Source organism: Paraburkholderia nemoris, from assembly GCF_905221015.1.
Taxonomy (GTDB): Bacteria; Pseudomonadota; Gammaproteobacteria; order Burkholderiales; family Burkholderiaceae; genus Paraburkholderia; species Paraburkholderia nemoris.
Genome location: NZ_CAJNBO010000002.1, coordinates 444,321 through 466,938, shown reverse-complemented (window position 1 = coordinate 466,938; position 22,618 = coordinate 444,321). Strand labels below are relative to the sequence as shown.

Genomic DNA, 22,618 nt, shown 5'->3' with positions numbered 1-22,618 from the left:
GCAAAGGCGACGCACTTAATCGCCCTCGGTGCCGGGCTGATCCGCAGGTGCAGCGGCCGCACCGGCGTCCGCATCGCCACCCGCCTTCGCGCGATCGAACCACCACTCCACCGGGACCCAAGCTGTCGACCCCGGCAGGTTCTGCGGCAGCGTCAGCGAAACCGGCGGGTAATGTGCCAGCGCATGCAGCTTCGGCACGAGATGGGTGCGCGACGCATTGCGGAACACCGCTTCCTGATCCGCCGGCAACGCCGCGCCCGCTTCGCGTTCGATCAACGCAGCCGCGGACGAAGGTGTGAGCGTGAGAATCGTGCGCGGCAGACGCTGCGGCGCGAGCGTATCGGCCAGCGCCGGATAACGCTTGTCGAGCACGGCGAGCGTGTCGTCGACCAGACGTGAATCAGGAGAAAAAATCAGATAACCGTGCGCCAGCGCGAGCGTCACCGGGAAATAACGCTCCGCCGACAGCTGCGAGGCGAACGACGCCTTGCTGGACAAGGCCGTACCGGAGAGCGCGCTGACCGGCCGTTGCCACACGGTAACGCCGGCGCCCTGGTCGTGCTTCGTGACCGGCAAACGACGATAGCCCGCATCAGCATCACCGGATTTAGCGGCCTTCGCCTCATACGCGCCGATCACGTCGCCGAAGGTTTTGCCGAGCGCGGTCTGCAGCGCAGCGATGCTCGTCGCGTCCTGTGTCTTCACGCGAGCAACGAACACCGGCGCAACCAATGTGGACTTCGCATACCAGCAAACGGCCGCGGGGCCGGTGAGCTGATCTCCGACCGCCGCAGCGCCATCCGCGCCCACATCGGCCACCTTGCCCAACAGGCCCGAGGCTTCTTTCCAGTCCGCCGGCAGGCTCGTACACGCAGCCGGATTGGCCGGCAAGGCACGCCACAAGTCGGCGCTATTCCACGCCTGCGGCAACTTGCCCGGCTCGATCAAAGCGGAAGTCTGCCAGTTCGCCGCAGCACTGCCGTTCGGCGAAAAATCGAATCGCAGTGCGTCGATACCGGAGAAAAACGCTTGATAACCAAACGACAAATAATTGGCCGACACCACCAGCCGGTGTCCCTTCGGCGCATCGCCGGGCGCGTCCAACTGATAGGCACGAGCCGCATCGTCGCGGCCTGAAGAAAGCATCTCGGACACGGCGTCGGCTCGCTCGCCCAGCAAGCTGCCTTTCGCGTCGAGCAGCACGCCCGGGGCGGACATCACGACAAGCCGGTCGTCCTTCGTGGCGAACAGAATCGTGCGGCCAACTGCCAGCTTCAACGCGTAGACCGGTACGTCGCCGGAGAGTTTGGCGACCTGGCTCAACTGCGAGTCGCTCGCGGCGACGTTGCCGAAGCCTTGCAGCAGCTTCGCCAGGCCGTTACGGTGCATCGACATCACCCAATAACCGAGGCGGCCGTCCGGCGAACGCCACAGCAGCACATGCGCAGGTTCGTCGAATACGCGGCGGATCAGTTCATCGCGCCAGTCGAGTTGATGTTCGAACGCGAGACGGCGCAGCGCCCCTTCTGTGGACAAGCGCGTGTCGTTCGATTCGTAATATTCAACGAAGTCTTGAGTCAGCACGTCGTGCAACAGCGGCACACGCAAGATGTCGCGCGGCAAACGCGAGAGCGCTTCGCTGTCGATCACCGCATCCGGGTGATGAATATCGAGCACGATTTCGCTGGTCCCGGCGGCTTTGCGGTGCCCGAATGGACGCCACACCGCCTGAATGACCACGCCGGCCACGACCAGAAGACCGACTACCAGGATTGCAATCTTTTTTCGCGACATCTTCATCTGATTTTTTCTGGTTCGATGCGACGGTATTAACGTGGATGGCCGATGAATTAACTCACCGAAATCATTCGCCGAAGGCAGCGATGATAACCGATATTTTTAGTCCAAAACCAGCGGCACTCTCCATTTAACATTCAGCCATGTTTCAGGAGTTTGACGGAAATATTGAACGAACGAAATTAAATATTTTGAAAACGCGCTCATCTGAAGCAACGGCTTGAGTTAAACGGCAGCGGAAGGCGGCGGCATACACAGACGGGAACGCTTGCGCCCGTTGCCGGCTTCGACAGCGTACAGATGGGCCTGCGAGCATAGTCCGGCCAGGCGCGGCCTTATGCTGCTTTACCGGATCGAGATGGTTATGCTAAATCCCAGCGATTTAGCATCTGCATAAAATAACCCGGCTACGCACTACGTGCTCACCGGGTTATTTCAGGTATTGCCCTTACTGCTTTACCGCCAATACTATGTTAGCCGCGTTAGCCGTCATCAAAACAGTGCGAGCGCCTGCTTCATTCTCTGCACGCCGGTTTCGATTTCGGCGACGCCGGGCGCTGCAAATGACAGACGCAGTGCCGTCAGATCGATATTGTCTTTATAGAAAGCGACGCCCGGCACGAACATGACATTGCGCTCGATACAGGCACGCAGCGTGTCGGACGCATTCTGACCGCCCTTCAATCGCGCCCACACGAACATGCCGCCGGCAGGGCGATGAAACGCGATGGCGTCACGCAGATGCTCATCCAACGCGTCGCACAGCGCGCGGCACTTCACGGCATAGGCGTCGATGATCTTCGGCAGATGACGCTCCAGCGCCCCACTCGCGAGGTATTCGGCGGCGATCGCCTGGGTCCACGGCGAGCTGCACAGGTCGACGGTCTGCTTGGCGACCACGCAGCGGCGCAAAATTTCCGCGTGCGCGATCATCCAGCCGACCCGCAAACCCGGCGCGACGATCTTCGACAGACTCGAAAAATGCACGACCCAGTCGCGTGACCCGGGCACCTGATCGCTCAACGCGAGCAGCGACGGCAACGCCGCGCCGCTGAAACGCAGATCGCCATAGGGATCATCTTCGACGATCAGAAAATGATGACGCGCCGCCAGCTTCAACAACGCCATGCGGCGTTCGAGCGACAACGTTGCGCCGGTTGGATTCGCAAAAGTCGGCACGGTGTAGAGCAGCTTCGGTGGCCGCGCTAATGTGCCCGATTCGAGCAACGCGGCGAGCGCGGCGACATCGAGTCCGTCCTGATCGACCGGCACCGTCACCACGTTTGCCTCTTGCAGCTTCAATGCCTGCAAAGTCGCCGGATAGGCGGGCTGTTCGACCAGCACCACATCGCCCGGTGCGACCATCACGCGCAGCAGCAGATCAAAGCCTTGCTGCGAACCGGTCGTGACGAGCAATTCCTGCGGCGTAGAAGGCGTACCGCGCCGCGCCATCAAATGCGCGAGTTCGTCCTTGAGGATGGCGAGGCCGTCGGTCGGGCCATATTGCAGGCAGAGCGTGGGCTGCTGCGACGCACGCGCGGCGGCCGCATCCAGCCCCTCGCGATCGAACAGATCGCTCGCCGGATAGCCGCCGGCAAACGAAATCATGCCGGGTTGCGCCAGATACTTGAACAGCTCGCGGATCGGCGAACCGGTCGGCGCTTCGAATGCAGGATTGAACGTGAACATGGTGACGGGCCGTTTATCTTATCGATGGAAGATCCGCGTCGATTGTGGCCATCGTCCGGGTGGGCGGCAAACGATATCTACGCACTACGTATTGCGTTTTCCGCATCACCTCGAACGCGCGGGCTAAACCACGTTCTTCTCCACGATCGGCCGGTTTTCGAGCACACGCGCGAAACTCAGCGAACCGAGATCAAGCGTCATATAGCGGCCATGCAGAATCAATTCACTGACGCCGCGACCGGTTGCCGGGCCCTGCTGCAGACCATGCCCGCTATAGCCATTGGCAAAAATGCAGTTATCGACGTCCGGGTGGTAGCCGATGATTGCGTTCTGATCGAGCACGTTATATTCGTAGTAACCGGACCAGCAGTTCTGCACGCGCAGCGCCTCAAATTGCGGCACGCGGTGCGCGAGTGTCGGCCAGATCACGTCGTCGAATAACGCGTGATCGACTTCGTCGAGCGGCAAATCGTCAGGATCGTTATCCGCCGACGGCGATGTACCGCAGATGAACGAGTTGCCCTCAGGCCGGAAATACACGCCACTAGGATCGATCAGCAAAGGACAGTGTTCGAGCCGTGCAGGCGACGTGACATTGAAAATACTGCGGCGCCGTGCGAACACCGGAAGATCGATGCCGGCCATCTGCGCGACTTTGCGCGACCAGGCGCCCGCTGCATTCACTACGAAATCGCAGGCGTAGACCTCGCCGTCCGCGGTTTGCACTTGCGTCACGTGTTGGCCGTCGCGATGCAGCGCGGTGACGTCGGCCGCAACGTAGCGCGCGCCGAGCGCCTGCGCTTTCTTGCGCAGCGCCTGCACAAGGCCGTAACCGTCGAACCAGCCTTCACCGCTTTCGCCGTAAGCGCCGGCGACGAGGTCTTCGGTATTGAGCCAGGGAAAGCGCGCTTGCAACGCGTCTTTGTCGAGCAAACTGATATCGGCGCCGAGACGCTTTTGCAGCGCATGATTCTCACGCAGCGTCGCCTCGCCGGCGGGCGTGGCGAGAAACAGATAGCCGCCTTCGTGCAGATCGATCGAAGGCTTCGTGCCGTCGATTTCGAGCCGCTCGCCGATCGAGCGCAGAAACTCGATGCCGAATAGCGACATCTGAATGGAAAGCGGCGTAGAGAATTGCTGGCGAATGGATGCCGCGGATAATGCCGACGACGAACGCGCATACGTCGGATCCCGTTCGATCACCGTGACGCTGACCGACGGATCATTAAGCCGCAGAAAATACGCAATCGAGCTGCCGATCACCCCACCGCCGACGATCACGACTTTGGAACTCACGTCTTACTCCACGAGTAGCGTGGCCGCTCTGAAACGGCGGGCGGCGCAAACGAATTGCTGAAAGAAGTTGTGAACAGCGGCGCGTGAATGCGCCGCTGCTTGCTGCTAAATGCTCTACTGATCGAATGCTTTATCGCTGTATTGCTACTGACTGGATCAGTCGATATTGAAGTCGATGCCCTGCGCGAGCGGCAACGCCGACGAGTAGTTGACCGTGTTGGTCGCGCGGCGCATGTAGGCCTTCCACGCATCCGAACCCGACTCACGTCCACCGCCGGTTTCCTTCTCGCCACCGAACGCGCCGCCGATTTCCGCGCCGCTCGGTCCGATGTTCACGTTAGCGATACCACAATCGCTGCCCGAGTCGGACAGGAAGCGTTCAGCTTCGCGCAGATCGGTCGTGAACACGCACGACGACAAACCATGCACCGCCGCATTGTTCGCTTCGACCGCATCCACGAAATCCGAATAGCGCAGCACGTAAAGAATCGGAGCGAAGGTTTCTTTCAGCACCACCGCCGTTTGCGACGGCATTTCGACGATCGCCGGACGCACGTAGTAACCGCCTTCATGGCCCTTCACCTCGACGCGCTCGCCGCCGAACACCTTGCCGCCCTCGGCGGTAGCCTGCTGCAGCGCTTCCTGCATGCGTGCGTACGATTGCTTGTCGATCAGCGGCCCCATCAGCGTGCCCTTTTCGAGCGGATTGCCGATCGGCACCTTGCTGTACAACTGCTTCAGACGTTCGATGGTCTTGTCGTACACGCTCTCGTGCACGAACAGACGCCGCAGCGACGTGCAACGCTGCCCCGCCGTACCCACTGCCGAGAACAGGATGCCGCGCATCGCGAGTTCGTGATCTGCCGTTTGCGCGACGATGCCCGCGTTGTTGCCACCGAGTTCGAGCAGCGAGCGGCCGAAGCGCTTCGCCACTTCAACACCGACCGTGCGGCCCATTTCGGTACTGCCCGTCGCGCTGACGATCGACGCACGCGGATCGGCCACCAGCTTCGCGCCGACATCGCGGCCACCGTTGATCAGTGCGGTCAGGCCGGCCGGCGCGTCGCCGAATTCTTTTAATGCTTCGCTGAGAATCTGGTTGACGGCGAGCGCGGTCAACGGCGTCTTTTCCGACGGCTTCCAGATCACTGCATTGCCGCACACCAGCGCCAGCGCAGCATTCCACGACCACACCGCGGCCGGGAAGTTGAACGCCGAGATGACGACGCACGTACCCATCGGATGCCATGTTTCAGCCATACGATGGCCCGGGCGTTCCGAAGCGATCGTCAGGCCGTACAGCTGGCGCGACAGGCCGACCGCGAAGTCGCAGATGTCGATCATTTCCTGCACTTCGCCCAAGCCTTCCTGCAGGATCTTGCCGGTTTCGAGCGTAATGATGCTGCCAAGTGCGTGCTTCTTTTCACGCAGACGATTGCCAAGCAGGCGCACCAGTTCGCCGCGGCGCGGCGCCGGAACATTGCGCCAGGCGGTGTATGCCTCTTTCGCATTGGCGAGGGCCGCGTCGACTTCCGCCACCGTGTTGCTGGCCACACGGCCGATGAGTTCGCCGGTGATCGGCGAATGAACCGCGATGTCGCCGGCTTGCGCCGCGTGGGCGATGCCAAGGTCGGCGAGGATAGTGGAAGCGTCCATGAGGATCCCTTTAATTTCCGATGCGAAACAAGAGTAAGTTCGGAAACTATACACGCGGGATTTTGTGGCGGCAAGGGTATTTGCCCCGGGGTTGGCCGGCGGATCGGGCTGAATGGGCTTGTGAGCTTGGTGTGGCGTAGGGGTGGGCGGCCCGCGCGGGGTGTTGGGGGCGGGTGTTGCTGTCGTCCGGGGAGCACGGAGCGCGGTGCTCAACCGTTTCTTATTGGAAATTGTTGGTTTCGGCTTGGGCCTGGGTCTCGGTATCCCACTGCACGAGCAGTTCCGGCGGGATCGCCTGCACCACCTCGGCGTAGCGCTTGCCGACGAACTGCTCTGCCCGCCGCAGCAGCACCGGAATTGGGCTGCTGGGCTCGTGGGTTTCGAACCAGTGCCGTGCCTCGCGCATTTTCTCCAGAGCCATCAGCCGATCAGTCGCGGACGTGCGGGCGCTCCGCATGGGCTGGCCCGGTTCGACTGCATGCGGCGTTGTTGCAACCTGGACAGTAGTTGTAACGTCGAGTGGCGCACCCATATCGCTGACCTGCGTTACACACGCGGCTGCGTCTTCCAGAATGGCGTCGCTAGCGGCCGAGCTTCCAATTGGCCGCGCAAACAGCCGCAGCACGTTACCCAACGCGGACAGATCTGGGGCAAAAGAATGCAGATGCAGTTCGGACCATGTCGCGATGCCCTCGAAACTCGCCAGCGCCTGATCGAATCCAGTCAACACTGCGGGAGTCTGCGCGCGCAGATAGTCCAGTTGCTGTCGCACCGAATCTTGCGAAAGCGCGTCGGCTGGGCGTGGTCGGGCAAATGCGCGTTCCACGTCCCGGACCTGCAGGCGCATAGCGGTCGACTTGACGAGGAATATTTCCCGTAGATCCGACAACAGGCCATCGCCGTCGGTTAGTGCCTGGAGGGCGTTCGACCGTATCTCTAACGCCGCATCGCGATCCGCGTCGACCGCGAGTTGTGGATGGATCGTGTCGGGGTAGAGGTCGAGCCAGCTTGCCAGCAAAGACAAGCCTTCCGCGAAACCAGCGCTACCGGCCAGCCTTGTCCGGCTCCGAGCGAATAGCACGGCGAGCCGGATATCCTTGCTACGCAGCATTAACCTGCGGCAATCGCGATCGACATCGCTCCAGTTGACCGGCTCCGGCGAGCCAACAAAGTTGCCGTACTGCGCATCCGGTTGCGCAGTCGTCTTTGCAGACAGGACAACGTATTCCGGATCGTATTCGAGGTCGGCGCCACTCGGCGCGTCATCGGAAATGGGGCTCAGCCAGTCATGGCTAGCGATATCAAGGTTCCGCGATTTCGCCGCAGCGCTTTTTTTTGCGTTCATGGAGGTGTTTGTCTGTTATTGCGCAGCCAGCGCATAGTTTTCCGGTTCGAAGCGCATTCCCGTAATCGGTTCGCCGGTCAGCGAACGGCCGAGCCACCCCGACCAACCGAGTCGTTCCGAACCGCCGATCACCGCAGACGGTGCGCTCTGCGCCCTGATCCGCAGCTCTAACTCCCAGGCAAATTCATAGCCGATGAAGGCCCGGACCCAATCCACCAGCAGCGGAAGGTCATTGCCTTGCGGCGTAAAGCGCAGGTACTCGTCGATGTCGAGCGGACCGACGACGATCCGAAACTTGTGCTGCCGATCGGGCACCTGCTCGCCGAGCATCGCGCCCTCGGACATTACCGACGGCGCGCCTGGCGCACCGAGCTTGCTGTGTTCGGCGGGGTCGATCTCGATCCAGTTCCAAACGTGCTCATCGATAGAGACGGGTACGCCGAAGAACTGCGCCAGCGTTGACCGAAGCCCGTCAGGGTTGCGAGCTTCACGTACCAGATGGGCGGAAGCCGACATGCGCGCGTGGGCCGGCAGCGACCCGCGGCCGATCTCCTCCGCGCTCTGTCCAAACAGACTCGCGACGTAGAACGAGAACCGCTCGTTATCCGGACGATCTAGTCCGGCGGCTGCCTGCGCAGACGACCAGGCACGGTAGAACAGTGTCAGGTAGCGGTGGTGAAAAACATCCAGAAAATCGACAAGCGTACTGTCGCGCCGCGCTTCCTGGCGATCCCTTGCGATTTCCGTAACATGAATGGGCAACGGTCCGTTGGGACCGAGCATACCGAGGCCGAACAGCGTCACCTTTACTCGGCCGTCGATTTCTCTGACCTCGGCAATCTCACGAGGTGCAAAGGCCAGGCTCGGTTGCTGACCGAGGCGAAAGGGTTCCGCTTGCGGCCGCCGCGCACGTCCGATCGGCGGGATGCGAGAATCGGCACCCAGGCGCCGCAGCAGACTCAGGAAGCCATAGCGCCAAGGCTCTGCGCGCAACTTAGCAACCAACTCGGGTGAGAGCACGGCATCGCGCATCACGGCCGCGGTAGGAGCGCGATCCATCAGGCCGCTCCCCGCGTACCCATGCGTACCGGCCAGCGGGCAACGTGTCCCCGTTGCATCGAGTGCAATTCGGTTTGAGTAAAGACGTTGATCGAAACGTGACGGGCCAGGAAGTGCTCGAGAATCAGGCCAAACAGGTATGGGCTGGAGCCGGAGAATCCTGCTTCATCGACCGTGAGGGCGCATTCGATACCACGCCCGAAGACTAGCGGTCCACCCCCGCGTAGCCGTCTGGTCACTGGCCGCGTCTTCACGCCCACCAGACTCTCGACCTGTCTGCGCTGCGCCTCGTCTTCCCCCGCCAGGAACAGCCGCAACAGGTCACGCAGTCCCTGACCGCCGGCGCGATGATCGAGTTCTGCCAATGGCAGATAGTTGAAATTCAATTGGCGAATCAGACGCCAGGCCATTTCTCGCTCGGCGTACGGTGCTTTCGGTGCACTCGGTGCACGAATCAATCCGATGCCTTCGAGCGGAGCCGACTCCGATACGATGAGATCCCGTTCGCCGTTGCGCGGCACGAGATTTGGCAGATCGCGGTTGGTCAGCCACGCATCTACCGACAGATAGCGAATCGCCTCCGCATAGGGCGCTTCGTTCTGATCGACCAGCGACACGAAGGTTTCCGTACCCACATACGGCGTTCGCGTGCCGTAGCGACGTGCGGAGTCCGACATCAGCCGGCGCTCGCGACGGATCGAAAAATACCGCCCGTAGTTGCCTTCATCGTTGTTAAGGGTCTGGTACAGGTGGCGAAACTCGAACTGTTCCGACGTGGCAGCGACCTGACCCGTCATGGACTCGACGGAAAACACTTCGTAATCGAGCGGATGCAGTCGAGCGGGCACCAGATGGAATTCCGTGTCGCCTTGTGTCAGTTCGATACGATCTGTACGTTGCCGGAACAGATTGATGACGGGCGTGCAGAAGAGTGCGAAACGCGATGCGTCAACGAGATTCGCGAGCTCGCCTGGAACCCGATCCAGCAGAACGACAATTTCGGCTTCCTTACCAGTGACGCGTCGCAGACCGTCCTCGAGACCGTTTAGCGAAAAGAAATAAAACCGGCTCGGACACGTAAAATACTCGTGCAACAGGTTGTGCCCATGAAAACTCGACCAGGTTAGGGGCAACAGCCCCTGATCCGGTCCAAGCCCTTCGTGGCCAACCGCATTCTCTGTTACCGCATGAGGTGCGCGGCCAATGTTGCCGGGCGTGCCGATCAGTGACGAAACACTTGCCGTGTGCAACAGTTCGAACAGGTGAGACGCAACCTGTTCGTCACCGGCGAGATAAACCGGCAATGTGTCGAGCCCTTTCAGATCGGCGATGTTCGCGTCGCCCGTCATGCGCAAGCGCAAACGTAATGCACCGCGCACCTGGGTGTGAGCCGGCACGTAGCGATCAAGCGATGGAACGTCGGGCGGAATGCCCGTGAGGCGCGCATCAATGATCTCCAGTGGATAGAGCATCACGTCCTGACCGCTGCGGAACTGGCAGGCAGTCTGTTCCCCCTCCGGGACACGCGCGGTAAACGCGGAGCCGCGCGGAACGCAGAAGCCCTCCATGAGTTTGCCTTCCCTGCGGCTCGGGAACAGTCGAGCAACGGCCATCGAGGGTGTCGGGGCAACGTAGTTCGGATACACGACTTCGAGCAGCCGTTCAGTAAAGCGCGGAAACTCGGCATCCAGTTTGATTTGCATGCGCGCGGACATGAAGCAGAACGATTCAATGATCCGTTCGACGTAGGGGTCGGCGACATCTCCCGCCTGCATGCCCAACCTCCGGGCGATCTTGGGATGGGCCCGCGCGAATTCGCTCGCCATTTCGCGCATGTAGATCAGTTCCTGGTTGTAGTAGTCGAGCAGTCGCGGGTCCATGATAGGGGCTTTATTTTGGCTTGATCGTTGTTGGGACGGTGTGTGACGACGACACTTAGCTCACATGCACGCTGGCGACATTCATGCGACTGGTTTCCAGGTCGAGGGAGCTTTGCACCAGGAACTCCAGGGGGTACGGGTCCATGTGAATCATCCCGCGTACTTCGAACATCAAAACGTTGTAGATGTTCTCGGCATCGGCCTTGACGAGCGGCAACACAGCGAGCGTGTCCGGAATCAGGCGAGGTTCGAATTCGCGGATCGCACGGCGGATCATCTGTTCGATGTCTGCCCATTTGCGCGAGGCGAGCCACGCGCCGGATAGGGGCGGCACACCGAAATTGATCGTCGAAGCGGAAGCCTCGGGATAGCGCACACGATCGATCTGGTCTTCGATGCTGGTCGTGTTGAGCAGGAAGGCGAGATCGCGCTGCAGAATGTCGCGCATCTGCAAGCGCGTCACGGCGTATTCCTCAGGCGCTTCGGTTTGCCGTTGTGGCGCGTCGTCGCGCAGACGGTCGAGCAAGGTGGGCAGCAGCCGCGTGTTGGCGCGGCGTGGCGCAGAGACCGACGCGCCCGCGAGCGCACGATGATTGCGCTTAGGCGCCTGCATCGGTCACGTCCTTTGAGACCTTGGCATCGGTCCTGGCAAGTAGGATGAAGAGTGGGACTCTGTGAACAGCGTGGCTCGACTGAGGGATGAATTCAGTCATGCGTCAGTGCTGGAATCTGCTGTAACGGTTGAGACACCTCGCGTCATCAGCGGGCTGTCGATGCCAACCGCGTGGTGTTCCCGGCGTACGAGCGTTGGCGGCAGGCGCGAAGTGCTGGCGTTGAATTCAGGCGGGGCGAACAGGCGCAAGATTTCCGGTGCGGTCGTGACGGCGGCGGGATCAGGCAGATCACCTGCCGCCAGCAAGCCGAACATGTCTTCGACGCTGCGAACGCCGCTGAGCAGCGTCTCGATCGATTCAACGTGAACCGCGCCGTCCAGCCGCAAATCGGGTAACGACTCATGGGCGGTCGGGCAGGGCGTTATCCATTCGACTCCGAGCAGCGCCTCCGGATCATTGAGCGCACAGCAGTACTGCATATGCAAAGCGCCGATCAGATCGTTCGTGCCTGTTTCGCGAGGCGGATTGGCACCTGTCGTTCCGCCGCTGCCGATCAACTCGTAGATCGCATTGCTGCCATTGAAGCGAGACGGCAGGCTGGATTCATCCCCGTCGACTTGATTCGTGCCAACAGTTGGGTCTGCCGGTGAAAATTGACATTCCGGTCGCCGGGCAATTTCTTTTATCTTGATATTAAGACCATGTTTATTAAGCCAGCTAAGTGAACTCGAATTTTTCGTCCAGCCCATTTCAATATCTCAATAAAAATGACTTACCGGGTTTCGGTTTTTGATTGATCGACGGATTATCGGCATAAAAGTCTGATTGTTCAACTAACTTGACAGAGATGCTCTGACGAATCTCCTCGCCGCTCGGCCCCCGGATTCTTTTCAATAAGATCATTCCTAAATCTCAACGAATTTTCACTCTAATTTATTGATATTCATACGCTTCCAGACGCTTCACAAATCAGCACCGCCAATTTATATTGCTCAGACGATTTCCGGTTCGTTTAACTAAAGATGATTTTTGATATCTTAATAATAAAGACATGATGACCATCACGCGGCACGCATTATTCGGCAAACTGGGGAGCACTCTGTTCAAGAGCGTCGAGTCAGCAACGACTCTATGCAAGCTGCGTGGCAATCCGTACGTCGAACTGGTGCATTGGTTGCACCAGATCCTGCAACTCTCCGACAGCGATCTGCATCGCATCCTGCGCCACAGCGAAATCAATCTGGGCAGCCTCGAACGGGATATGACACGTGCGCTTGCCGCCCTGCCCGCTGGCGCCAGTTCGATCAGCGACCTCTCCCACCATATTGAAACGGCGATCGAGCGTGCCTGGGTGATCGCCACGCTCGGTTTCAGCGACCACCGCGTACGTGGTGCGTGGCTGACGGCCGCGCTCTTGAAGACGCCCGAACTGCGGCGTGTCCTGCTTGGCATCTCGCCAGCCTTCCGGAGCATTTCGGTTGAAACACTGGACGCAGCGTTGCCCGCATGGATCGAAGGTTCGCCCGAAGCGACGGATCACGCATACGACGGCACAGATTTCTCTCCCGCCGCGCCAGGTGAGGCATCGGGTGCACTGCCAGTACCGCCGAGGGGTTCCACACTGGAGCAGTACTGCACCGACCTGACCGCACGGGCACGTAATGGAGAGATTGACCCCGTCATTGGGCGCGAGCTTGAAGTTCGCACGATGATCGACGTACTGCTGCGTCGCCGGCAAAACAATCCACTCCTGACCGGCGAGGCTGGCGTCGGCAAAACCGCTGTCGTGGAAGGTCTGGCGCTGGCAATCGCGAACGGCATGGTGCCTCCCAAGCTGGCTAACGTGCGGCTGATGAGCCTCGATGTCGGCACGCTGCTTGCCGGCGCCTGCATGAAGGGCGAGTTCGAGGCACGCCTTAAGGGTGTGCTTGAAGCGGCAGCAAAGTCCCCTGTGCCGGTCATCCTCTTTGTCGACGAAATTCACATGCTGATTGGTGCCGGTGGCCAGACAGGAACAGGAGACGCAGCCAATCTGCTAAAGCCCGCGCTTGCGCGCGGCACGCTTCGCACAATCGGCGCGACCACGTGGACCGAGTACAAGCGTCACATCGAAAAAGATCCGGCACTCACGCGGCGCTTCCAGGTGCTGCAGGTCATGGAGCCCGAAGAAGCCGCGGCAATCGACATGGTTCGGGGGCTCAGCCAAACGTTTGCGCACCATCACGGTGTTGAAATTCTAGATGAGGCGATCCGTGCGGCCGTGACCCTGTCGCACCGATACATTCCTTCGCGCCAGTTGCCGGACAAGGCGATCAGTCTGCTCGACACCGCGTGTGCACGCGTCGCGCTGTCTCGACATGCGCCGCCAGGTGAACTCCAGAACGTCAAGCAGCGACTTCAGGCCGCGCAGGTCGAACAGCAGTTATTAGAGCGCGAAACGCGCATTGGACTTGACTCCAGGATGTTGCTCGACAGGGTTCGGGCGCGAATCGACGCACTCACCGCAGAGGCGCGCGAAATCGAGGCGCGCTGGAAAGCACAGTCTGAGGCTGCCCTGGCGTTGCTACGTGCGCGCGGTGCAGCCACCGTGGAAGGAGATCAGGTTGATGTTGTAGAACCCGCGCCGGTAGATACCTTGCGCGAACTCGAGCGCGCTCTGGCTGTGCTTCAGCACGACACGCCGCTTGTGTTCCCGGAGGTAAACGAAGTAATCGTTGCCACCATTGTGTCGGACTGGACCGGGATTCCCGCAGGCCGGATGGTGACCGACGAAGTGGCCGCCGTGCTGGCGCTGCCAGCTACGCTGGAAAAGCGCGTGATCGGCCAGCAAGCCGCGCTGCGCCAGATCTGCGAACGCGTCCAGACCGCTCGTGCCGGCCTGACCGATCCGAACAAACCGATCGGCGTGTTCCTGCTGGCCGGCCCCTCCGGTGTGGGCAAAACCGAAACCGCGCTCGCGCTCGCTGAAGCCCTCTACGGCGGTGAGCAGAACCTGATCACCATCAACATGAGTGAGTATCAGGAGGCACACACCGTATCCGGCCTGAAAGGGGCGCCCCCCGGCTATGTCGGTTACGGCGAAGGAGGCGTGCTGACCGAAGCGGTGCGTCGCCGCCCGTACTCCGTGGTCCTGCTCGACGAAGTTGAGAAGGCGCACCCTGATATTCACGAGATGTTCTTCCAGGTGTTCGACAAAGGCTACATGGAAGACGGCGATGGCCGCTACATCGATTTCCGCAATACGACGATCCTGCTGACGAGCAATGCGGGAGCAGAACTGATTGCGGGCCTGTGCGTGGACGCCGCGTTAATACCCGACGCGGAAAGCCTGCGCAGTGCGCTCATGCCGGCACTACTCACAGCGTTCCCCGCCGCGTTCATCGGGCGCCTCGCTGTCGTGCCGTATCTGCCGCTCGCGCACGAAACGCTTGCAGGCATTGTCCGTTTGCACCTGAACCGCGTCGTCAAACGTATGGCGGACAACCACGACATAGCACTCGTTTATACGAACGCCGTGGTCGATCACATCGTCGGGCGGTGTCTGGTGCAGGAGACCGGCGCGCGGGCATTGATCGGCTTCATCGAACAACATGTGCTGCCGAAACTCTCCGCGCTATGGCTCGATGCGTTCTCAACCAGAACCCTGCTCACACGCATCGCAATCGATGTCATCGGCAAAGTCCATGACGCTGGCGGCGGGCTCGACTTTCGCATAGAGCAAATGCCTGATTAATGTCTTGCCGGGGAGGTCGACCAACTGTCACCCACCGGAGAATTAGCAGTCCTACCCCCAATTGCCACTTCATTTGCTACGCCAGGAGTCAAGCATGTCCGCTTCCAGCAGTTCGCAGAAATTCATCGGGCGCAATCGCGCGCCTCGAGTGCAGATCGAATATGACGTCGAGGTCTACGGTTCGGAAAAGAAGATCGAACTGCCCTTCGTGATGGGCGTGCTTGCCGATCTATCCGGCAAGCCGACCGAAGCCCTGCCGCCCGTAGCCGACCGCACGTTCCTGGACATCGACATCGACAATTTCGACGAACGCATGAAGGCGATCAGGCCGCGCGTCGCGTTCTCAGTCCCGAACACACTGTCCGGCGATGGTCACCTGATGGTCGACATGACCTTCGAAAGCATTGAAGACTTCTCGCCGGCAGCAGTAGCACGCAAGGTCGACTCACTGGCTCAACTGCTGGAGGCACGCACGCAACTCGCCAACCTGCAGACGTACATGGACGGCAAGTCTGGGGCAGAAGGCCTGGTAAACAAGCTGCTGCAGGACCCGACCCTGCTGAAGGCACTGGCTGCGGCGCCGAAGCCACAGACCGCCGGCAACGCGCGCGACATGAACGAGTCCGCCTGATCGAATCGACTGAACCTACGCGCAACGAGGAATCCAGTATGGCAAAGCACCAAGCGCAGGTCGCGGCCGCCGGCACGCAGACCTACAACGATTTCACGCAACTACTCGAGCAGGAATTCAAGCCGAAAACCGAACAGGCACGCGAAGCGGTGGAATTTGCGGTAAAGGCGCTGGCCGAACAGGCATTGCAGCAGTCGATCACGATTAGCGACGATGCGTACAAGAGCATCGAAGCGATCATCGCCGAAATCGATCACAAGCTATCCGAGCAGATCAACCTGATTCTGCATCAGGACGACTTCCAGAAGTTGGAATCGGCGTGGCGGGGTTTGCACCACCTCGTCTCCAACACCGAGACTGACGAAAAGCTCAAGATCCGTTTCATGGACGTGTCGAAGGAAGAACTCCGGCGCACGATGAAGCGGTACAAGGGCGCCGCATGGGACCAGAGCCCCCTCTTCAAACAGATCTATGAAGAAGAGTACGGCCAGTTGGGTGGCGAACCCTATGGCTGTCTCGTTGCCGACTACTACTTCGACCACACGCCGCCCGACGTCGACCTGCTGGGTTCGATCGCCAAGGTATCGGCCGCATCGCACACGCCGTTTATTTCAGGCGCATCGCCGTCCGTGCTGCAGATGGACTCATGGCAGGAACTTGCGAACCCGCGTGATTTGACGAAGATCTTCGCGCAGAACCTCGAATACGCGCCATGGAACTCATTGCGCAACACCGAGGACGCGCGTTACGTCGGCCTCGCCATGCCGCGCTTCCTCTCGCGCCTGCCGTACGGCGCGAAGACGAACCCGGTCGACGAATTCGATTTCGAGGAAGACACCAGCGGCTCCGACCACCGCCGCTACGCATGGGCCAATGCGGCCTATGCGATGGGCGTAAACGTCAACCGTTCGTTCAAGCTTTACGGGTGGTGCACGCTGATTCGCGGGGTGGAGTCGGGCGGCACCGTCGAGAACCTGCCGTGCCACACGTTCCCTACCGACGACGGCGGCGTCGACATGAAGTGTCCGACTGAAATCGCCATTTCAGACCGTCGCGAAGCCGAGCTTGCGCGCAATGGCTTCATTCCGCTGATCCACCGTAAAAACACCGATCACGCGACATTCATCGGCGCGCAATCGATGCAGAAGCCCACGGAATACCACGATGCGGACGCCACCGCCAACGCGAATCTGTCGGCGCGCCTGCCCTATCTGTTTGCCTGCTCGCGTTTCGCGCACTACCTCAAGTGCATCGTGCGCGACAAGATCGGCGCGTTCAAGGAGCGCGAGGACATGCAGCGCTGGCTTAACGAATGGATCATGAATTACGTCGATGCAGATCCGGCTAATTCGTCGCAGGAGACGAAAGCTCGCCGTCCGCTCGCGGCAGCGGAGGTACTCGTTGAGGATGTCGAAGGAAATCCCGGCTACTACCAGGCCAAATTTTTCCTGCGTCCGCACTTCCAGCTTGAAGGTCTGACGGTTTCGCTGCGCCTTGTCGCCAAGCTGCCGTCCATCAAGGAAGCGGCGTAACACAGTTCCGGCCGGATGTCTTGACACCATCCGGCTTCTTTTACCACCAGTAGGAGTGAATAAGTGGCCCAGGACATTTTTCTGAAGATCAACGGGATCGACGGTGAGTCGCAGGACACCTCGCACAAGAACGAAATCGAAGTGCTGAAGTGGAACTGGAACATCCATCAAGAATCGACGATGCATGCCGGCAGCGGCGGCGGCGCAGGTAAAGCCACCGTCGAAGATCTGACCTTCGATCATCTCGTAGATCGCGCGAGTCCGAACCTGATGAAGTATTGCCTGACTGGCAAGCACATCAATGAGGCCGTGCTCGTCGTGCGCAAGGCCGGCGGCAACCCGCTCGAGTACCTGAAGCTGACGATGTCGGACGTGATCGTCACCGGCGTGGCGCCTTCGGGCACCAACAACGACCTCGGAATGCGCGAGACGGTCAGCCTGTCGTTCGCTAAGGTCAAGCAGGAATACGTGGTGCAGAACCAGCAAGGTGGCAGCGGTGGCGCAGTGACGGCCAGCTACGACATCAAGGGCAACAAGGAAGCGTAAATGGCTCCCGGAATTTCCCGGAGCGTTGTGCATCTGGTGAGCGCGGCAATGCCGCGTTCATCTTTCAACATCTCTGTCTCAGGGTCTTATGCGTCTGTTCAAACTCGCCATCGCACCAGTTATACACAAGCACGTCGCGTGCGGACTGGTCGTCATGCTGGGTGCTTGCGCGAGCAACAGTCCCGATCCCCATGCGTCGAAGGAGCCAACCCGGCTTGACTTGTCGATCGCGGCGGCGAAGGACGTGAATCCGGACGACAAGCGGCGGCCCGCGCCGATCGTCGTGCGGGTATACGAACTCAAGAACGACAGCACGTTCAAGTCAGAGGACTTTTTTTCGCTGCAGGACAAGGACAAGACGGTTCTCTCAGATGACCTGACTGTGCGCGACGAATTCCTGCTGCGCCCAGGTGACACGAAAGCCATCCGGCGCAAATCCGATCCAGCTACAACCGTAATCGGCGTTCTCGCCGCGTATCGCGATCTGCCGAATGCCGTCTGGCGCGAGACCTATGAGTTGCCACTCGCACCCGCTACCGCATGGTATCGGAGCGGTAACAGGATAAAACTGAACATCGATCTTGGCGCAGACGCGATCAAGGTCACCGAGAGAAAGTAGCGGAACATACCCAATGAGCTGGCATAACAAGGTTGTCTGGAGCGAGGGGCTGTTTCTGCGCCCGCAACTGTTTCAACAACAGGAACGTTACCTCGAGAGCTATGCGCACAAGCGTGTTACGCCGCTTTCGCCGTTTTTCTTTGGCTTCAGTCACTACAGCATCGATAGCGAAGCGCTGGCGCTAGGCAAAGTCATCGTCAAATCGGCAGCCGGCGTGTTTGCGGATGGCACGCCGTTCGATACGCCGGGGAGCACGCCTCCGCCTTCGCCACTCACGATACGGCCCGAGCATCTGGAGCAACTGATCTATCTGGCGGTGCCGATCCGCGTACCGAACGCTGAAGAGACAACGTTCGACAATACAACGGACTCGCTCGCCCGTTATGCGGCTTTCGATACGGAACTGCGCGATACGAACTCGATCGCGCAGGGGCCGAAGATGGTGCAGTTATCGAATCTGCGATTGCGGCTCGTGCCGGAAAAGGAGCTGGCAGACGCATGGATAGGTCTTGCGCTCACCCGTGTGAAGACGATCCGTGCCGACGGCAGCATCGAACTCGACGACACTGTGATTCCTCCGGTCAATAGCTACGGCGCAAGCACTCTGCTGACGAGCTGGCTTGCGAAGATTCACGACCTCACCCGTTTGCGGGCCAATGCACTCGCGCAGCGGCTGACCGGTAGTGACGGACAAGCCGGAACAGCATCCGAAGTTTCCGACTATCTGCTCCTGCAGACGTTGAACCGCTATGAACCCTTGCTGCAGCATCTGCGGCACGTGCCGACTACGTCGCCTGTCGACCTTTACTCGCTGCTGCTCGGTATGGCGGGTGAGCTGTCGACCTATGTACGCACCGAGACGCGCCGGCCACTGGATTCTCATCCGGCGTATCAGCACGTGGCGCCGCATCTTTGCCTGAAGCCGGTGGTCGACGATACGCACCGGCTGCTGAATGCCGTGCTCGTGCGCAGCGCCCAGAGCATTCCCCTTCAGGAGCGCGCGCACGGCATGCGCAATGCGGTGGTGGACCCGGCTGACATGCAGCGTTTTACCGCCGTGGTGCTCGCCGTGCATGCGCAGATGCCGCCCGATGTCCTGCAACAACAGTTCCTTGCACAGGCGAAGGCCGGGCCGTCCGAGCGACTTCCAGATCTGGTCCGCTCACATCTGCCTGGTATTTCACTGCAGGCGTTGCCAGTGCCGCCTCGGCAAATTCCGTTCAATGCGGGCTACGTCTATTACGAGTTCACACGCAGCGGGCCGCTGTGGGACGAAGTCGCGAGGCACGGTGGGCTGGCGTTGCATGTGGCGGGAGACTTTCCGTCGTTAAAGCTGGAGTTATGGGGCGTGCGGGGCTAACGGCGTACGCGGCCAGAACGCATTTCGAGTAACGCAGGGTAGACAGGAGAACGCGATGAAAGACGAACTGGGACGACCGATGGCCCGCTTGGGAGATATGACGGATCACGGCGGCAGAGTGATGGACGCTGCATCTGACCTCAAACATATGGGCATTCGAGTGGCACTCGATGGACATGGGGTCGAGTGTCCAAAGTGCGGTGGCGTATTCCCGATTGTTGCTACTGGCAAGCGTACGCACCGAGGTATCCGCGTTGCGTACATCGGCGACAAGACGGGTTGTGGCGCGACGCTAGTCGCCGCCTGATGGTTTCCTGGAGCAATCATGTTCAATCCAAATCAGGCACGCACGCTCTCCGTATCTGGCGCATCGCTGCCGGTATATGGTGGCACGCCCATCCTAACGCCGACGCGTCTTCAGGGTAAAGAAACGCTTGGCGAACTGTTTGAGTACACGCTGGAGTTGAAAACACCTGATGCATTGGCATTCTCACCCAGCATCGCCGCAAACATTGAACTCGACAGGTTGATCGGCACTGAGGTTACGTGTGCAATCGAGTTAGAAGGGAATGGCAAGTTCATCCCCGGGGTGGTGGGCAATTCGGGCCTGGCGAATATCGGCTCGGGCGTGCGCGAGATTACCGGCCTCGTCACCGAAGCATGCATCCTGCGCGAGGAAGGCCGCTCCATTGTCTACGCATTGACGCTGCACCCGTGGTTGTGGCTTGCGACGAAGAACCAGGACTGCCGCCTGTTCCAGGACATGACGGTGATTGAAATCACCGACGCTGTCCTTGATGCCTATTCGTTCCCGGTCGAGAAGCGCCTGGTCGAAACGTATCCGCGGCGCGATATCCAGCGGCAGAACTGGGAAAGTGACTTCTCCTTCGTGTGCCGCCTGTGGCAGGAATGGGGCATCTACTTCTGGTTTGACCATGGCGACGGCAAACACCGCCTCGTGCTCTGCGATTCAATCGGCGCGCACAAGCCGCATGGCACCGCGTACCAGACGATCCGCTACGAAGCGCCCACCGGCCGTCGCATCGACGAAGAACACATCCACGCTTTAACGGTCAGCAGTGCGCTGACGACCGGCACAGTCTCCACCGTCGACTACGACTACACGTGGCCACGTGCCGATCTGCGTGGGGCTAAGCAGGACCCGCGCGATACGGCATTCGCCAATCAGGAACATTACATGTGGGGCGATTACGCGCAGCCGCAAGCAGGCGCGACAGGGTTGCCCGGCGAGCACAACCAGCCCAAACAGGAGGCGGACTTCCTCGCGCTGGTACGCGTGCAAGCCTTGCGCAGTCAGGGACTGCGCGCAAGCGGTACCGGCAACCTGCGCGGCCTTGTAACGGGGCAGACCTTCAGGCTGACCCACTACCCGCAGAACGCCGCCAATCGTGAATATCTGGTCGTCTCCAGCGCGCTTGAGATTGAGAACGTCGGTGAGGAGACGCAGGTAGCCGGCACCGCAAATGGCGGTCAGCGCTACCGCTGCGTGACGGACTTCACGATACAGCCGATGAGCGAGGTATTCCGACTGCTTCGCACGATTGAGAAGCCACGCGCTTATGGCCTGGAGGCAGCCGTGGTGGTCGGCCCCGAGAACCAGGGAATCTGGACCGACGCATATGGCCGCGTGAAAGTACAGTTTCCGTGGGACAGGCAGGGACAGAACGACCAGCGCTCGAGTTGCTGGTTACGCGTCTCGTCGCCGTGGCAGGGTGATGAATTCGGAGCCATCCACCTGCCGCGCATCGGACAGGAAGTGATCGTCGATCACCTGAATGGCGACCCTGATTTGCCGATCGTGACGGGCCGCGTCGTGAACGCGTTCAACGAGCCAGCGTGGAAGCTGCCGGACAACCAGGCGCTCTCAGGATTCCGCTCGCGCGAACTCGGTGGTGGTCGTGCCAGTCATCTGGCGATGGATGACACTGAGGGCAAGATCCAGGCACAACTTTCATGCGATCACGCGCTCTCGCAACTGAACCTGGGCAGCCTGACACGGATTTCCGGCAACCAGGGGCGGCAGGACGCACGCGGTGAAGGGTTCGAACTACGGACCGATGCGCACGGTGTAGTGCGGGCCGCACAGGGCATGCTGGTGACGACCGAGGCGCGCCGCAATGCCCAGTCGCATGCGAAGGACCTCGGCGAGACCGTCCAGCGGCTCACGCAGGCGCGCGACCTTCATGAAAGTCTGACTGAGTTGGCGCAGCAGCATCAGGCGCAGGGCAGCGGCGCCGACCAGAGCGATGTGGCGAAGTCCATCAAGGCACAGAACGATGCGATCCGTGGTGGCGCGAAGACGGACGACAACGGCTTTCCGGAATTTACGGAACCGCATCTGACGTTAGCCAGCCCCACCGGCATTCAGACAACGACGGCAGGCAGCACACATCTCGCAAGCGACGAACATCTCGCCCTTACCACCGGCGGCAACGTGGGAATTGCGACTGGCAAGTCGTTCTTCGCAAGTGTCAGGAATCAGTTCTCCCTGTTTGTACACAAGCTCGGTATCCGGCTTATTGCTGCGTCGGGAAAAGTGCGCGTCGAGGCGCAATCCGACGAGATAGAAATCATCGCCAGACGTGCTGTCGAGATCATGAGCACAGACGACTGGATCAGCCTGAAGGCGAAACAGGGTATCCGTCTCAATGGCGGCGGTACCGAGTTGGAAATCAGCTCGCGAGGGGTTCTCGGCTTTACAGACGGCGAGTTTCTGGTGCATGCCGGTAGCCACGCCACAGAAGGCCCGCAAGCGAAGCCGATTCAATTCTCGCCCTTCTCCTCCGGGAAGCCGAACCAGGCGTTTCCATTTTCTCTTTGATGACCGAAGGACGTAACAG

Annotated in this window: 17 protein-coding genes; 8 read left to right on the top strand and 9 right to left on the bottom strand. The window is 60.3% G+C overall.

Annotated elements, in window-relative coordinates; genetic code table 11:
• Positions 1-15: 15 nt before the first annotated feature.
• From KHO33_RS04680 to KHO33_RS04640, 9 genes are all read right to left on the bottom strand, one after another.
• Positions 16-1,800 (bottom strand): DUF2138 domain-containing protein, encoded by a 1,785-nt coding sequence (locus tag KHO33_RS04680; protein ID WP_054040191.1) that lies wholly within the window; start codon positions 1,798-1,800, stop codon positions 16-18.
• A 489-nt stretch (positions 1,801-2,289) separates the two neighbouring features.
• Entirely contained in the window at positions 2,290-3,486 is a 1,197-nt protein-coding gene (locus KHO33_RS04675) for an aminotransferase-like domain-containing protein (protein ID WP_200561602.1), read from the bottom strand.
• Between the two features lie 123 nt (positions 3,487-3,609).
• Positions 3,610-4,782: an NAD(P)/FAD-dependent oxidoreductase gene (locus KHO33_RS04670; protein WP_054040187.1), complete on the bottom strand. Its 1,173-nt coding sequence runs from the start codon at positions 4,780-4,782 to the stop codon at positions 3,610-3,612.
• Positions 4,783-4,938: 156 nt separating this feature from the next.
• A complete protein-coding gene (gene amaB, locus KHO33_RS04665) occupies positions 4,939-6,438 on the bottom strand; it encodes an L-piperidine-6-carboxylate dehydrogenase (RefSeq protein WP_175049903.1) in 1,500 nt (499 codons plus the stop codon).
• A gap of 220 nt (positions 6,439-6,658) precedes the next feature.
• Positions 6,659-7,783 carry a type VI secretion system protein TssA gene (locus tag KHO33_RS04660; RefSeq protein ID WP_200561600.1) on the bottom strand — a complete coding sequence of 375 codons (1,125 nt, stop codon included), beginning with the start codon at positions 7,781-7,783 and terminating at the stop codon, positions 6,659-6,661.
• Between the two features lie 15 nt (positions 7,784-7,798).
• Entirely contained in the window at positions 7,799-8,842 is a 1,044-nt protein-coding gene (tssG, locus tag KHO33_RS04655) for a type VI secretion system baseplate subunit TssG (RefSeq protein ID WP_200561598.1), read from the bottom strand.
• Positions 8,842-10,722, bottom strand: coding sequence for a type VI secretion system baseplate subunit TssF (gene tssF / locus KHO33_RS04650; protein WP_200561596.1), 1,881 nt, complete (start codon positions 10,720-10,722; stop codon positions 8,842-8,844). The genes tssG and tssF overlap by 1 nt, the downstream gene beginning before the upstream one ends.
• A 55-nt stretch (positions 10,723-10,777) precedes the next feature.
• The gene (gene tssE, locus KHO33_RS04645; RefSeq protein WP_054040176.1) at positions 10,778-11,335 is read right to left on the bottom strand and encodes a type VI secretion system baseplate subunit TssE; all 558 of its coding nucleotides are present in this window, start codon (positions 11,333-11,335) and stop codon (positions 10,778-10,780) included.
• Positions 11,336-11,431: 96 nt separating this feature from the next.
• Positions 11,432-12,085, bottom strand: a complete 654-nt coding sequence (locus KHO33_RS04640) for a TagK domain-containing protein (protein WP_200561594.1) — start codon at positions 12,083-12,085, stop codon at positions 11,432-11,434.
• A 305-nt stretch (positions 12,086-12,390) separates the two neighbouring features.
• On the opposite strand from KHO33_RS04640, the gene tssH reads away from it, so the two are divergent.
• From tssH to KHO33_RS04600, 8 genes are all read left to right on the top strand, one after another.
• Entirely contained in the window at positions 12,391-15,069 is a 2,679-nt protein-coding gene (gene tssH, locus KHO33_RS04635; RefSeq protein ID WP_200561672.1) for a type VI secretion system ATPase TssH, read from the top strand.
• A 94-nt stretch (positions 15,070-15,163) separates the two neighbouring features.
• Entirely contained in the window at positions 15,164-15,700 is a 537-nt protein-coding gene (gene tssB / locus KHO33_RS04630) for a type VI secretion system contractile sheath small subunit (RefSeq protein ID WP_200561592.1), read from the top strand.
• 38 nt (positions 15,701-15,738) lie between these two features.
• Entirely contained in the window at positions 15,739-17,232 is a 1,494-nt protein-coding gene (gene tssC, locus KHO33_RS04625; protein WP_200561590.1) for a type VI secretion system contractile sheath large subunit, read from the top strand.
• A 63-nt stretch (positions 17,233-17,295) separates the two neighbouring features.
• On the top strand, positions 17,296-17,778 hold the full coding sequence (locus KHO33_RS04620; RefSeq protein WP_200561589.1) for an Hcp family type VI secretion system effector: 483 nt from the start codon (positions 17,296-17,298) through the stop codon (positions 17,776-17,778).
• Between the two features lie 88 nt (positions 17,779-17,866).
• Complete coding sequence (gene tssJ / locus KHO33_RS04615) at positions 17,867-18,397, top strand: type VI secretion system lipoprotein TssJ (RefSeq protein WP_200561587.1); 531 nt, start codon at positions 17,867-17,869, stop codon at positions 18,395-18,397.
• 13 nt (positions 18,398-18,410) lie between these two features.
• The gene (gene tssK, locus KHO33_RS04610; RefSeq protein WP_200561585.1) at positions 18,411-19,757 is read left to right on the top strand and encodes a type VI secretion system baseplate subunit TssK; all 1,347 of its coding nucleotides are present in this window, start codon (positions 18,411-18,413) and stop codon (positions 19,755-19,757) included.
• 55 nt (positions 19,758-19,812) lie between these two features.
• Entirely contained in the window at positions 19,813-20,064 is a 252-nt protein-coding gene (locus tag KHO33_RS04605; protein WP_200561583.1) for a PAAR domain-containing protein, read from the top strand.
• Positions 20,065-20,082: 18 nt separating this feature from the next.
• The gene (locus tag KHO33_RS04600; protein WP_200561581.1) at positions 20,083-22,599 is read left to right on the top strand and encodes a type VI secretion system Vgr family protein; all 2,517 of its coding nucleotides are present in this window, start codon (positions 20,083-20,085) and stop codon (positions 22,597-22,599) included.
• Positions 22,600-22,618: the final 19 nt, after the last annotated feature.

What these genes read in the sequence shown, in the direction of transcription:
- KHO33_RS04680 (WP_054040191.1), bottom strand. Translation starts at nt 1,800, where the DNA reads ATGAAGATGTCGCGAAAAAAGATTGCAATCCTGGTAGTCGGTCTTCTG.
- KHO33_RS04675 (WP_200561602.1), bottom strand. Translation starts at nt 3,486, where the DNA reads ATGTTCACGTTCAATCCTGCATTCGAAGCGCCGACCGGTTCGCCGATC.
- amaB (WP_175049903.1), bottom strand. Translation starts at nt 6,438, where the DNA reads ATGGACGCTTCCACTATCCTCGCCGACCTTGGCATCGCCCACGCGGCG.
- KHO33_RS04660 (WP_200561600.1), bottom strand. Translation starts at nt 7,783, where the DNA reads ATGAACGCAAAAAAAAGCGCTGCGGCGAAATCGCGGAACCTTGATATC.
- tssG (WP_200561598.1), bottom strand. Translation starts at nt 8,842, where the DNA reads ATGGATCGCGCTCCTACCGCGGCCGTGATGCGCGATGCCGTGCTCTCA.
- tssF (WP_200561596.1), bottom strand. Translation starts at nt 10,722, where the DNA reads ATGGACCCGCGACTGCTCGACTACTACAACCAGGAACTGATCTACATG.
- tssE (WP_054040176.1), bottom strand. Translation starts at nt 11,335, where the DNA reads ATGCAGGCGCCTAAGCGCAATCATCGTGCGCTCGCGGGCGCGTCGGTC.
- KHO33_RS04640 (WP_200561594.1), bottom strand. Translation starts at nt 12,085, where the DNA reads ATGGGCTGGACGAAAAATTCGAGTTCACTTAGCTGGCTTAATAAACAT.
- tssH (WP_200561672.1), top strand. Translation starts at nt 12,391, where the DNA reads ATGACCATCACGCGGCACGCATTATTCGGCAAACTGGGGAGCACTCTG.
- tssB (WP_200561592.1), top strand. Translation starts at nt 15,164, where the DNA reads ATGTCCGCTTCCAGCAGTTCGCAGAAATTCATCGGGCGCAATCGCGCG.
- tssC (WP_200561590.1), top strand. Translation starts at nt 15,739, where the DNA reads ATGGCAAAGCACCAAGCGCAGGTCGCGGCCGCCGGCACGCAGACCTAC.
- tssJ (WP_200561587.1), top strand. Translation starts at nt 17,867, where the DNA reads ATGCGTCTGTTCAAACTCGCCATCGCACCAGTTATACACAAGCACGTC.
- tssK (WP_200561585.1), top strand. Translation starts at nt 18,411, where the DNA reads ATGAGCTGGCATAACAAGGTTGTCTGGAGCGAGGGGCTGTTTCTGCGC.
- KHO33_RS04605 (WP_200561583.1), top strand. Translation starts at nt 19,813, where the DNA reads ATGAAAGACGAACTGGGACGACCGATGGCCCGCTTGGGAGATATGACG.
- KHO33_RS04600 (WP_200561581.1), top strand. Translation starts at nt 20,083, where the DNA reads ATGTTCAATCCAAATCAGGCACGCACGCTCTCCGTATCTGGCGCATCG.